The following is a 13,520-nucleotide window of genomic DNA, read 5'->3' on the forward strand; positions in this document are numbered from 1 at the left end:
GTCAGTCTGACAAGGTCTGTATGACACCGTCAGTTTGACACGGTCGGTCGGACACGGTCAGTCCGACGCGGGATGAGGGCTACCCATCACTGATGGGTGATCACCGCCTCACAGCTGACCGGAAAATTCAGCGAATTGGCGATGAAGCACAGCGCATGCGCTCGGTGGTGGAGCTGATGGGCGAGCGCGATATCGTCACCGGCGGCCAGCGTGATCTCGGGGCGCAGCACGATGGAGGTGAAGCGTCCCGCCTCGCCCTGGCTCTCTGTCTGAGTCTTGTCATCGGCGGTGGGCGCGCCTTCCTGCATCGTGCCCTCGGCAAGGTCGTGATAGCTCATGACACGAATGCCGGCCTCAGCACACAGGTGCAGATACCACAGCTTGTGGCAGGCCGAGACGGAGGCCACCAGCATGTCTTCCGGATTCCAGCGGCCAGCGTCGCCCCGAAAAGCGGGGTCGGCGGAGCCTTCCAGGCTCGGCTTGCCGCTGACGCGGGCCACGAAATCACGCTCATAGGCGGTGTAATGGCGGGTGCCATCACCGCGATTGCCGGTCCACTCAAGTTCAACCGAATACTGGTGTCGTCTGGACATCGTTGTCTGCTGCTCTCTGAAGGGAAACCGCGTGCGTTGCATGACGCGCAGTCTGATACTTCTGCCTGATTAGGCATCTGAACAGCGTCAGCACGCAAGAATTCACCGTAGGCGGATGATAGGATTGAATCGATCGCACTCTGACAGGATGTCACGCATGGCGTTTGCCGTAACACGCTCCCTTGGGGCAATTCCCGGGCTGGCCGCCGCCGCCCTGACGCTCGGACTGGGCCTGAGCTTGTGCCTCATCACCCCCGGCGCCTCGGCACGCGCCGAAGCCGCACAGTTTCGCCCCACGCCCAAGGTCATCAATACGCTGAGCAGTACCTACGGCTTCGTCATCGCCCAGGACATCACCCTGTCACGCATCGCCGAGGAGTATCCCGGCCTCGCGCCGGATGCAGAGCTTGCCTCCGCCTATTTCGACAATGCCTTCCCGAACATCACCCATCGCCTGGCGGACAACCTCGCCACCTTGATGGGGCGGGAGCACGCACGCGAAGTGCTGGATGGCATCCGCCGTCAGATAAAGACGCAACTGGATTCGCAACTGACCACCGACAAGCTGACCAGCGACTTCGCGGCCCGCTTCATCGAGGCCATTCATCTGCGCGCCCAGGGGGAATACCTGCCCTCGCCGTTCAAGGAATTTCTGCTGGCGACCAAGTATCAGATCGAGCCGGTGTACGAGCTGTACGACGGCTATTTCCAGCAGTTCCACACCAAGGGCCATCCCAAGTCACTGGGCATCAGTCTTGCGCTGCACCTGCCCGCCTCGTGGTCTGCCGCCGAGGGACGCCTGCCGCATATCGTGCAGAAATGGCAGAGTCAGGCGGGTACCGGCACCGACATGATCATCCTCGAAATCTATGACCTGCATGGCGAGACTGTCAGCGACGCGCAGCTCAAGGTGATGGCCGCCACGGACCAACTGGCGCAATGGGCGCCCATCAACAGCCAGATGCTCGACTCCGGCCTGACCCGAGTGGATCACCGTCAGGTCTACTGGTTCGATATCGCCATGACACAGCGACACCAGGGCATGCCCATCACCTCGCAGACCCGCGAATACGGTCTCTTCCTCGACGACAAGCTGATCCGCCTGCACTGCACCAGCTACCACCCCACCGCCGACGGCACCACCTACGCCAAAGCCAAGACAGACCTCGCCGTCGATGACGGCTTCAGCGAGATCAAGCCGTTGTGTGAGGGGGTAATGGGGAGTTTGGTGGTGATGGAAGGAAGCTGAATTTATAAGCCTTTATAAAAAAGCACAATATAAACAACTATAACAATCATACAGAGACGTATGGATTATCATTAAACAGCACTCCCACCAACAGCCAACCTACAAATCAAGTATGCACGCCCAAAAATTTAATAAAGATTAAACAATAAACTTAAACCACATTTTCACTTTGTTTTTTTAGTTCAAAAAAACAAATATACTTTACAAAAAGTTCCGCCAGATAATGCGCCCTATCAAATAACTTTTTCTTTTCATGTATATCTAAAACCTCACCATGAGCTCGGTTATTCCTCTCCTCGCGCAATGTATTGAGGTGATAACCTTTGGTCACCACCCTTAATTTTACTGCGCAAGTTATCATACTAACCAGATTATTAAGCTCCTTTGAACTGACTTGGGAGGGATCCTTTTCTCTTCTTATATTCAAATAATCCCTCAAAGAGTTTTCAAATATCAAGCCTAGCTCGCCTAGTGCAATGTCAACGTTAGAGATTGTTAAATGACCGAGTGGCCTAGCTAACTTATTCTTAACTTCATCATTTGCTCCATATTGCGAAGGGTCTATTTTAATACTTATATCAGGCTCGTAGTGTTTATATACGGCGTAATGCTTCCCATTATCAGAGTATTGCTCTATGGAATCCATCTTTTCTAAATACTGATAAAATGTTGGCCTAAGGCAACTCACATTCGATATAACCATGTGATACAAATCACCTTTTAGTATTGGCTCATTAGGCCTTGCATAAAGAATAGATTTAACTTCATTTTGAACGAGATCTTTTAACAAAACCTTTTTAGTTTCTACATTTTTTATTAACTCATCAAGTAAACTTAGGTCTGGGCAAAACACCTCCTTACCACGGCCAGACTCTCGATCTCTAAGCTCAATAGCTTCTAACGATCTTAACTTTTGGCGTGCACTCACTTCGGAGCAACCTAAAGACTTAGCCACAATAGAGATGAGTGTAGCAAAAGGCTGAGGATTTTCTATTTGCAGCCCCTCCTTTACTGCTAGTGCAAAATCATGACTAGAAATTGATTTTAGCCGCTTAACTTTTGGTGATGGCTTAATGCGCCAAGAATTTAGAGCAAATAACCTACGACCTACCCTAGCAAACTTAGAGTCATCATTTAAATAAGTAACCACGGATTTTTCAGAAGCATAAGGGCGTATTTCTTTCAACTCACTAAGAATATCTGCATATTCCATTGGCTTGCCAGTACGATGGAGGATTCTTTCTAATGCCTGAACTATTGTTATATTTTCAATATCTGAACTGGATGATAGACCCCAAAAGCCACTTTTACCTACAGGTATGAATCTATCATCGGCTGTTAGCTGATTAGTCACATTGGTTTCGGATACTGGTGCGTACGTGTAGGGTGCCGGATGATCGGATTTCACAACGAAGCTATCCTTTGTTAGCCTCTCGTGAGCTCATCAAGCAATTGATTCAGGAAAAGCTTCATGGACATCAAGCTGCATAAGCAAGCGACGACGACACCGAAAATCCGTGCCGACATCCAAGCAGCTCCCTCCAGCATGACGAACAAAGATCTCGCTCGTCAGTTCGGGGTCAGCGTCTCAACTATACAACGCTGGCGCTATCGTGATGATGTCCTGGATCGTTCCCACACACGTCATAACCTACTCGCGACTCTGACCTCAGAACAGGAAGAGATCGTCATCGCCGCACGTGAACTGCTTCGCCTGGGGCTCGATGATCTACTTGTCGTTGCTCGGGAATTCCTGAACCCAAATCTGTCGCGTTCCGCACTTCAGCGCATGCTCAAACGACGTGATGTACCGACTCTCGCCAAGCTGGCGCGTCAAGATGCGAAGGAGGACGAAAAGCCCAAGCATCGGCCTTTCAAGGATTATGAGCCCGGGTATGTGCACATTGATATCAAGCACCTGCCCCAAATGCCTGACGAAGATCAGAAGCGTTATCTCTACGTCGCGATTGATCGTGCCACTCGGTGGGTGTATCTGGAGGTCAGATCAAGTCAATCTGCAAAGGACGCCCAGGCGTTCATGAAGCGTGTGGAAGAGGAGGCTCCCTTCACGATTCGAACCGTGCTCACGGACAATGGTAAATCCTTTACCGATCGCTTCACCGTGGGTGGCGAACGTAAGCCCAGTGGAAATCATCTTTTCGACCAGGAATGTCAGAACCATGGTATTGAGCATCGATTGATCAGGCCAGGCAGACCCCAAACGAACGGGATGGTGGAGCGCTTCAATGGGCGTATCAGCGATGTTTTGGCGACTCGGCGTTATGACTCAAGTGAGGATTTAGAACAGACACTCGAGCGTTATTGCTGGCTCTATAATCACCACATTCCTCAGAAGGCACTACAGCACAAAGCGCCTATAGCAGCAATGAAGGAGTGGCAGGTCGAACGACCTGAGCTGTTTACGCAAGCTATAGTCAATCAGACGGAACCCGACACGTACGCTTTATCATTTGTGCTACTAAGTAAATTAATTTCTCTACATAGCTTGGAATAATGCATAGGCTGCTTGACTGAATCCAACACTCTAAAAGCCTTATCAGCAGCGCTTCTCAAATAAGAAATTTTAACTCTTACAATATCGCTTACTTTTTCAAATTCTAGCACCGATTGCAATGCAACTTCTAAGCTATCATTCTCGATAGATTTGTTGACTCTTTTCTTAGAAAACTTTTTCGCTAATATTATTACATCAAACGTAGATAACCCCTCAGTATAATCAAACACGGAATTGAGTGCCATAAACATCAACTCAATCTCTTCCTTAGAATAATTATCTTGTGAGCACCAAGAGTCTTTGATAGTGCCTCTGAACCCCGGCACTGCTGTAGGTACTTTACGGTAACCTAAAACCTCCAATAACAAAGACAGATATGAAACATCCAAACTTGAGCCAAAATTTCGACTCAATGTAGATTTCACAACCTCTTCAGATATTATTGGAGAGTACTCTGAAATCTCACTCTCGAACGCATTGAAGTTATCAACAAGCTTTTCGCAAATTTTCCATTTCTTGGGCTGGATCTCGCCTTTCAAAATTCCCTTTAGCTCTTTTATACCTTTAGCCTCAACTTGACGAATTCTTTCCCTAGTGACATCGTAAAAAGTACCAATCTCCTCTAAAGTGTATTGTTTAGAATCCATCAAACCAAATCTCTTAACCAAGATGTCAAGCATCCTATTGTCACTATTTTTTATTCCTTTTTCTGAATAAAGAGTAACAAGAGCAGGAAAGCATTCAACTATATTACCATCACTGGCAGCAAAAAATGTCTCTCTAGGATCATTCAAACTTTTAACTAGCTCTAGCGAAAGACTATTAATCTTCTCTACAAATTCTTTAGAAGCAAGAGCTGATTCATTGACTGTCTTAGGGCCTACTCCTGACTCACTTGCCAATTCATACAGAATAAAACGAATTGCATCATAAGAATTTTCAATATTTTTAGACAAGACCAAGTTTAATGCACGCTTAGGTAGTCCAATTACACGAGGCTGAACCAAATATGCCTTATCACGATTTAATTCCAATTCATTTATTAAAGCTTCCATGCCCCACCCCCTTAACACAAATAGCCACTATAAACTATAGCAGAACAATAACATCAAATATATATTTCGCAATTGCAATACTTATCCAACAAGCTATACATAGCCAGCAAGTTTAATATACATTATTTTTACCAGCCTTATCTGTTCATCTTCTTGATTTTTCTCACCACCGACGGCTGACTGATCCCTGCCCTCTTGGCTATCGCATAGGTACTGGGCAGCTCCGCCGCCATCTCGTGTAACCATTGTGCTTCGATACGTGCCAGGCCTTCCTTGAGGGTTTCGTTAGGGCCAAGTTTGGGGACTGGCATAGCTACCGCCCCCTCAGCGGCAGGCGCTGAGAGGGATTTGTCACTATGTAAGGTATCGGCAGTGGGAAAACTATCATTAACGCCTATTTCATTGGATTTTTCATTACTGAAGCCAAATGAATTGCCTAGTCCATTAGCGTTATTCGTGGAACAAGTGTTGAGCAGTGTTTTTACTGAGTCGCTGTCGATGACATCACTGGGGGCGCTGAGCCAGGCGCGTTCCAGCCAGTTTTCCAGTTCGCGGATATTGCCGAGCCAGTCCTGGCGCATGAGGATGGGCCATAACGAGGCGTCGAGGAGTTTGCGGCGACCATGACGTTGATTGAGGCGAGAGAGGTGTTGCTCGATCAGGGCGGGAATGTCTTCGCGGCGTTCGCGTAGCGGTGGCAGGCTGACGGGGAGCACATTGATGCGGTAGTAGAGGTCGAGGCGGAACTGTCCCTGCTCCACGCGGGCGGCGAGGTCTTGATTGGTGGCGACGACCAGCCGAAAGTCGGCGCGGCGGGTGGTGGTGTCGCCCAGGCGGGTGATTATTCCGTCCTGAATCACCTTGAGCAGCTTGGTCTGGGTGGCCAGCGGCAGCTCACCGATTTCATCGAGGAACAGGGTGCCGCCTTCGGCCTGCTCCATCAGGCCCGCCTTGCCACGGTTACCCGCGCCGGTGAAGGCACCGGCCTGATAACCGAACATCTCGGACTCGAACAGGCTTTCGGGAATGGCGCCGCAGTTCACCTCGATGAAGGGGCCGTCGGCGCGTTGGCTCCAGCGATGCAGTTGATGGGCGAAGGCCGTCTTGCCGACCCCGGATTCGCCCAGCATCAATACCGTGGCGTTGGTGGGCGCGACCCGCTTGAGCAGCAGCGCTATCTCCCGCATCACGGGGCTTCTGACCTGCAGCTCGCCCAATTCCAGCGCGGCGTCTTCGCATTCCGCCTGCTCGCGCGCGGCCTGCTCGCACAGAGCACGCCCCTGCTGCGCGTCATGGGTGGTCTGCTCAGCAACTGAGCGCGCACTCCCCACCGTCCCCCAGTCACTCTCGTCCGCACTCGCCCCGCCCAGCTCACTGCTCCGCGAGTTGCGGCACAGGTGATCCGTGAAACGCTGCTGGAGCACAGCATATTCCTGCTGCAACAGCTGGATATCGGTGAGGTCCATCGAGCGGCTGACCACGCACTCAAGCTTGCCCGCGACGAATACCGGATGCGCCTGCGCCACCACTCGCCGCCCGGTGGCGGTGAGCTGCATCATCTGCAGCGCGCGCCCCGTACGCAGCACCTCCAGGCTGATCGATGGCTTGAGCACGCCACTGGCTTCCAGGTCATGCACGTTGGCGGCACACAGCTCCTCGCGGGTCATGCCATAGACCGCCGCGGCGCCGGGGCTGACATCCAGCACCTGGCCATCGGCATTGACCACGAAGTAGTGATCGTGAGCGGTGTCGATGATGGTCTTGAGAATCTGACGGTCGAGCTCTGACATGGCGGGTACCTCATGGTCGAGCCTGTGAATCGGGCGGGGCTTTCTGTGCTTCTTTTCGCAGGTCTTTCTCGCAGCTCTTTCTAACAGCTCTTTCCAGCAGGTCTTTCTCGCACTGCGCTGAAGACAGTCTCGATGATGCCTGAATGTGATCCACAAATGAATCAGTGATCCATTTTTGAATCATCAATGCCGCACTGGTGATCCACAAATGAATCACCCAGCAACCTCCGCCAAATAAAACTCAATAAAATCAATTGACTAAAAATTGGCATGGTTACTGCAATGCTGGAGTATGCGCCAAGGAGGATCGCCGGCTTTCATCACACCGTCCGGTCGGGCGATAAAGCGAACAAACACAATACCCCGCTCGCCGTCAGCGTATCGCGAGCAACTCAAGACCTGGAGAGACAGATGAGCGAGTTCAATCAGCCGCTGGGCGGCAACGACATGCCACGTTTCGGCGGCCCGGCCACCATGATGCGCCTGCCGGCTCAGGAAACCGCGGAAGGCCTGGATGCCGCCTTCATCGGCATTCCGCTGGACATCGGTACCTCCAACCGTCCGGGCGCGCGTCTCGGCCCGCGTCAGATCCGTGATGAATCGCGCATGCTGCGCCCCTACAACATGGCCACCCGCGCCGCGCCCTTCGACAGCCTGCAGGTGGCGGACATCGGCGATGTGCCGATCAACACCTTCCACCTGCCCAAGAGCATGGACATCATCGAGCAGTTCTACGATGAAGTGCTCAGTCACGACTGCGTGCCGCTGACACTGGGCGGCGATCACACCGTCACCCTGCCGGTGCTGCGCGCCATCGCCAAGAAGCATGGCCCGGTCGGCCTGATCCACATCGATGCCCACGCCGACGTCAACGACCACATGTTCGGCGAGCCCATCGCCCACGGCACGCCGATTCGTCGCGCCCAGGAAGAAGGCCTGCTCGACAGCCAGCGCGTGGTGCAGATCGGCCTGCGTGGCACCGGCTACTCCGCCGATGACTTCGACTGGTGCCGTCAGCAGGGCTTCCGTGTCGAGACCGCCGAGATGTGCTGGTTCAAGTCACTCGCGCCGTTGATGGCCGAAGTGCGCGACATGATGGGCGATCGCCCGGTGTACATCACCTTCGACATCGACGGACTGGACCCCTCCGTCGCCCCCGGTACCGGCACCGTGGAAGCCGGCGGCCTGACCATGCCCCAGGGCATGGAAATCGTACGCGGCGCGCGTGGCCTCAACATCGTCGGCGGTGACCTGATGGAAGTCTCCCCGCCCTACGACACCAGCGGCAACACCGCGCTGATGGGCGCGACCCTGCTCTACGAGATGCTCTGTGTACTGCCGGGCGTGCAACAGCGCGACTGATCCACGAACGACCCACGAATGACCTGCTGTCCTGCTGCACCCGCGCCGGGGGCCCGTCCCGCCCTCGGCGCACACAGAATCACCCGACACGATACGGCATGATGCATCACACGATGCACGGCTAGAGCCTGACCATTACAACAAGATCTAGGTGACCCGAATGACAACCAGCATCGACCCGACGGCGGATCACACGCCGTCCCGCTCCAGCCCAAGCGCCGATTCACCTTCAGACAAGGTGCACAAGGGTGAGAAGGCTCAGAAAGAGCTCATCGCCACCCGTCCCGTTCCGCTCACGACTCATGGAGTCATGAAATTCCTGCTGCCGTCATTGCTCGGCGTCAGCTTCTTCCTGGTGCCCTTCAGCACGGGTGACACCATCAATATCGGCATGGGCCTGATGGCCGATTGGCTCAAGGCGACGCTGGGCGGCGCACTACCCGCCATCGCCGTCGCGGTGCTGTGCCTTTCCGTACTGCTGACCGGCTTCGTCAAGCTCGCCAAACCGGCCTGGGCACGTCAGGGCGCGGCACACGAGCTGTTCGATGTCTCGCCGGTATGGTTTGGCATGCGTGCCCTCGGCGCCATCTTCGCGCTGATGACCTACTTCCAGTGGGGCCCCACTCAAGTGACGGCGGCCTTCACCGGCGGCGTGATGCTCAATGATCTCGCGCCGGTACTGCTGACCTTCTTCTTCTTCGCGGCCATTCTGCTGCCGCTGCTGGTCGACTTCGGCTTCATGGAATTCATCGGCAGCCTGGTACGCCGTCCGTTCCGTGCCATCTTCAATCTGCCCGGGCGCAGCGCCATCGATGCCACCGCCTCATGGATGGGCTCCGGCACCGTCGGCGTGCTGATCACCACCCAGCAGTACGAGCAGGGCTTCTACAGCAAGCGTGAAGCGGCGGTGATCGCCACCAACTTCTCGGTGGTCTCGATCGCCTTCGCATTGCTGGTCACCAGCTTCATGAACATCAACCACCTGTTCGTGCCCTTCTACCTGACCGTGGTCATCGCGGGCCTGATCGCCGCCGTCATCGTGCCGCGTCTGCCGCCGCTGTCACGCAAGCGCGATGACTACCACGAGCCGGTCGGCTGCCAGATCAGTGAAGAGAATCAGAGCGGCTGTGGCGTGCTGCGCTACTCACTCGGCATGGCCGTCGCGCGCGCCGAGCATGCGCCGGGCCCGCTCAAGCTGGTGAAATCGGCCTGCTTCAACGTGGCGGACATCTTCCTCGGTCTGCTGCCGGTGGTGATCGCCATCGGTACCGTGGCGCTGATGCTGGCCGAGTTCACGCCGGTGTTCACCTGGCTGTCCTACCCGATGATTCCGCTGCTGGAACTGCTGCAGATTCCCCACGCAGCAGAGGCAGCCCCGGCGACGCTGGTCGGATTTGCCGACATGTTCCTGCCGGCGGTACTGGCCAAGGACATCGACAGCGAACTGACCCGCTTCGTGATCGCCTGCCTGTCACTGACCCAGTTGATCTACATGTCCGAGATCGGTGCCCTGCTGCTCAAGTCGAAGATTCCGCTCAAGCTGTGGGAACTGGTGGCCATCTTCGTGCTGCGTACACTGATCACCCTGCCGATCATCGCTGGTATCGCCCATCTGTTCGTGTTCTGAGCCATCGATTGAACTGCTAGTTGAGCGACGACTCGCACTCGACTGACACCGCTTCGCGACCGACTCCTTTTCCTCATGACTTCAGGGAGCGCCACGGCGCTCCCGTCTGCCGGATAGACTGCCATGACCTGTGCTGAACTCCTGATCCGATTGCTGCGTGACACCTACGGCGTCGACACCGTCTTCGGTATTCCCGGCGTACATACCGTCGAGCTCTACCGTGGCCTGGAACCGGATGCCGATCCCGCCGCGAGCAGCATTCGCCACGTCACCCCGCGCCATGAACAAGGCGCTGGCTTCATGGCCGATGGCTATGCCCGCAGTACCGGCAAGCCCGGGGTGTGCTTCATCATCACCGGCCCGGGGATGACCAACATCACCACCGCGATGGGGCAGGCGCTGGCCGACTCCATTCCGATGCTGGTGATCTCCAGCGTCAATCGCACCGACACCCTCGGCCGTGGCCAGGGGCGTCTGCATGAGCTGCCCAGCCAGCAGCAGCTGGTGTCGGGCGTAGCGCGCTTCAGCCACACGCTGCTCGACACGTCCGCACTGCCGGAAGTGCTGGCCCGCGCCTTCGCGCTGTTCGAGGGCGCCCGCCCGGGACCGGTGCATATCGAGATTCCCATCGATCTGTTCAATGCCGAGGTGGCACTGCCTGCCGGTCGCACCACCCATGACGTCACGCGCCCGCGCATCGGCCGTCTGGCGCCGGACCCGGCCCTGCTCGAGGAAGCCGTGAGCCTGCTGCAGGGCGCCGAGCGCCCGCTGGTGCTGCTGGGCGGTGGCTGTGTCGCCGCACCCGCAGCGGCCCGCCAGTTGGTGGAGGCACTCGATGCCCCCACCGTCACCACCATCAATGCCAAGGGCCTGCTGGGCAGCGCTCACCCACTGGATCTCGGCGCCAATGCCGCGCTGCCTGCGGTACGCAAACTGGCGTGCGACGCCGATGTGGTGCTGGCGATCGGCACCGAACTTGGCGAGACCGACTACGACGTGGTGTTCGATGATGGCTTCGTCATCGGTGGCCAGCTGATCCGCATCGATATCGACCCCGAACAACTGGCGCGCAACCAGCAGGCGACACTCGCCATCGTCGCCGACGCCGGCTTGGCGCTGGAGACCCTCGCCGACCGGCTGACCGGCCTCGAGAGCAACCCGAAAGGCAAGACACGCGGCGCGCAGATTACCGCCGCCACGCTTGACGCCCTCGCGATACCGACTGACCCGGCCTTCGCGCCCTACGTGCCGCTGTTCAATACCCTGCAGCAAGCGCTGCCGGAGGCGATCTGGGTCGGCGATTCCTGTGCGACGGTCTACGCTGCCAATCACCTGCTCAGCCAGCCGGCGCCGCGCCGCTACTTCAATGCCTCCACTGGCTACGGCACGCTCGGCTACGGCCTGCCTGCCGCGATGGGCGCCACCCTGGGCCGCCCGGACCTGCCGGTGATCGCGCTGGTCGGCGATGGCGGCATCATGTTCACGCTGTCCGAACTCGCCTGCGCGGTGGAAGAACAGCTGCCGGTGGTGATCGTGCTGTGGCACAACCAGGGCTATGAAGAGATTCGCCGCTTCATGGACAACGCCGGCGTCACGCGCCTGGGAGTCGACATCAAGTCCCCCGACTTCCAGCTGCTCGCCCAGGGCTTTGGCTGCGCCGCCGTCGCGATCGACTCCCCCCGTGAGCTGGCGACAGCGATCAGCGAGCGCGACGCAAGCGCCCCGCTGCTGGTGGAAATCGATGCGGCGGGATGGCAGCGCTCAATCGCCGGCTGAGTCCGGCTAGGCGCAGCGCATCATTTTCACGAACAATGCCCGCCTGTGACCCTGAGGTGGCAGGCGGCAAGACACTCACATGTCAGGAATGTCCATGCACAAGCTCGATCATCAGTTCATCAACAATGCGTGGGTCAAGTCCCACGGCGAGCGTCGTCTGGCGGTCACCAACCCCTTCGAGGAAACCGTCATTGCCGAGGTGACGGCCGGCGATGCACGCGATGTGGAGGTTGCGGTCGCGGCTGCCGCCGAAGCCTTCGAGGGCTGGCAGGCACTGAGCGGCGCCGAGCGTGCGGTCTATCTGGAGGCCTTCGCCGAGGGGCTGACCTCACGTCGGGAAGCGCTGGTGGAGATGTCGTGTCGCAACAACGGCAAGATCCGCGCCGAGGCCGAGATCGATCTTGATGACGCCATCGGCTGCTACCGCTACTACGCCGCCCAGGCACGCGCGCTGGATGCGCGTCAGGGCGCGGAGGTCGCGCATGATGTCGAGGGCTATGCCGCGCACACCTATCACGAGCCGGCAGGCGTGGTGGGACTGATCACGCCGTGGAACTTCCCGCTGGTCACCAGCGCCTGGAAGGTCGCGCCGGCGCTGGCCGCGGGTTGCACCCTGGTGATCAAGCCATCTGAAGTGACACCACTGCCGGAACAGGTGATGGCCGAGATCGCGCTGGAAGCCGGACTGCCGGCGGGCGTGTTCAACCTGCTGCACGGCGATGGCGAGGGCATCGGCGCGCCGCTGACCCGTCATCCGCGCATCGACAAGATTTCCTTCACCGGCAGCAATGTGGTCGGTGAGAAGGTCATGCAGGCCGCGGCCTGCGGCACGCGCGGCGTCTCCCTTGAGCTTGGCGGCAAGTCGCCGATCATCGTGCTCGACGATGCCGACATCGAGGAAGCCGCCGACTGGGTGATGGCGGGTATCTACTTCAACGCCGGCCAGATCTGCTCCGCCACCTCGCGCCTGCTGGTGCATGAGTCCATCGCCGATGAGCTGCACGCCGCACTGGCCAGCCGCATCGATGCGCTGGTGCTGGGTGACCCGCTGGACGCCGCGACCCAGATGGGCCCGATGACCAGCGCCCGCCAGCGCGATACCGTGCTGAGCTATCTGAACGTGGCGCGCGAGGAAGGCCTGACGGCGCTGCGCGATGGCACCCACCGCAGCCTGCCGAACAAGGGCTACTTCGTGGCGCCGACGCTTTTCATCGATGTGCCGGTGACTAGCCGTCTGTGGCGCGAGGAGATCTTCGGGCCGGTGCTGTGCTCGCGCCGCGTCGTCGATGAGGCCGAGGCGATTCGCCTCGCCAATGACTGTGATTTCGGCCTGGTGGCCACGGTGGTCAGCGGTGATGCCAGACGCGCCCAGCAGCTCGGCCGTCGTCTGCGCGCCGGGGTGGTGTGGTACAACAGCGAGCAGTTGCCGCTGGTACAGGCCAGCTGGGGTGGCTTCAAGCGCAGCGGCATCGGCCGTGAGCTGGGGCCCTGGGGCATGGCGGGCTACCTGGAGGTCAAGCACATCATCGGACCAGTGCTTGACTGAACGTATT

The 13,520-nt window shown here is 57.2% G+C and carries 10 protein-coding genes; 6 read left to right on the plus strand and 4 right to left on the minus strand.

What is annotated here, in order from left to right; all coding sequences use genetic code 11:
* Nucleotides 1-86: 86 nt before the first annotated feature.
* Complete coding sequence (locus AC5WNJ_RS08990; protein WP_284891883.1) at nt 87-593, minus strand: OsmC family protein; 507 nt, start codon at nt 591-593, stop codon at nt 87-89.
* A 157-nt stretch (nt 594-750) separates the two neighbouring features.
* Here AC5WNJ_RS08990 and AC5WNJ_RS08995 point away from each other — a divergent pair, with 157 nt between their 5' ends.
* Nucleotides 751-1,842, plus strand: a complete 1,092-nt coding sequence (locus AC5WNJ_RS08995) for a hypothetical protein (RefSeq protein WP_153635888.1) — start codon at nt 751-753, stop codon at nt 1,840-1,842.
* Nucleotides 1,843-1,993: 151 nt separating this feature from the next.
* On the opposite strand, the gene AC5WNJ_RS09000 is transcribed toward AC5WNJ_RS08995, so the two are convergent.
* Nucleotides 1,994-3,250, minus strand: coding sequence for a hypothetical protein (locus AC5WNJ_RS09000; protein ID WP_495929406.1), 1,257 nt, complete (start codon nt 3,248-3,250; stop codon nt 1,994-1,996).
* A gap of 63 nt (nt 3,251-3,313) precedes the next feature.
* Here AC5WNJ_RS09000 and AC5WNJ_RS09005 point away from each other — a divergent pair, with 63 nt between their 5' ends.
* The gene (locus AC5WNJ_RS09005; RefSeq protein ID WP_495929408.1) at nt 3,314-4,357 is read left to right on the plus strand and encodes an IS481 family transposase; all 1,044 of its coding nucleotides are present in this window, start codon (nt 3,314-3,316) and stop codon (nt 4,355-4,357) included.
* Here the strand turns inward: AC5WNJ_RS09005 and AC5WNJ_RS09010 are convergent.
* Nucleotides 4,282-5,412, minus strand: a complete 1,131-nt coding sequence (locus AC5WNJ_RS09010; protein WP_495929410.1) for a sigma factor-like helix-turn-helix DNA-binding protein — start codon at nt 5,410-5,412, stop codon at nt 4,282-4,284. The two genes, AC5WNJ_RS09005 and AC5WNJ_RS09010, sit on opposite strands and share 76 nt — an antisense overlap.
* Nucleotides 5,413-5,549: 137 nt before the next feature.
* Complete coding sequence (locus tag AC5WNJ_RS09015; RefSeq protein WP_225348138.1) at nt 5,550-7,202, minus strand: sigma-54 interaction domain-containing protein; 1,653 nt, start codon at nt 7,200-7,202, stop codon at nt 5,550-5,552.
* Nucleotides 7,203-7,613: 411 nt separating this feature from the next.
* On the opposite strand from AC5WNJ_RS09015, the gene speB reads away from it, so the two are divergent.
* The 4 genes from speB (at nt 7,614) to AC5WNJ_RS09035 (ending at nt 13,513) form a co-directional block, all read left to right on the plus strand.
* Nucleotides 7,614-8,564 (plus strand): agmatinase, encoded by a 951-nt coding sequence (gene speB / locus AC5WNJ_RS09020; RefSeq protein ID WP_153635890.1) that lies wholly within the window; start codon nt 7,614-7,616, stop codon nt 8,562-8,564.
* 310 nt (nt 8,565-8,874) lie between these two features.
* Nucleotides 8,875-10,191, plus strand: coding sequence for a YjiH family protein (locus AC5WNJ_RS09025; RefSeq protein WP_153635891.1), 1,317 nt, complete (start codon nt 8,875-8,877; stop codon nt 10,189-10,191).
* Nucleotides 10,192-10,314: 123 nt separating this feature from the next.
* Entirely contained in the window at nt 10,315-11,967 is a 1,653-nt protein-coding gene (locus tag AC5WNJ_RS09030) for a 5-guanidino-2-oxopentanoate decarboxylase (protein WP_225346711.1), read from the plus strand.
* Nucleotides 11,968-12,061: 94 nt separating this feature from the next.
* Nucleotides 12,062-13,513 (plus strand): aldehyde dehydrogenase family protein, encoded by a 1,452-nt coding sequence (locus tag AC5WNJ_RS09035; protein WP_225346712.1) that lies wholly within the window; start codon nt 12,062-12,064, stop codon nt 13,511-13,513.
* Nucleotides 13,514-13,520 lie beyond the last annotated feature (7 nt).

This window comes from Cobetia sp. PDI-23MA, assembly GCF_059507735.1.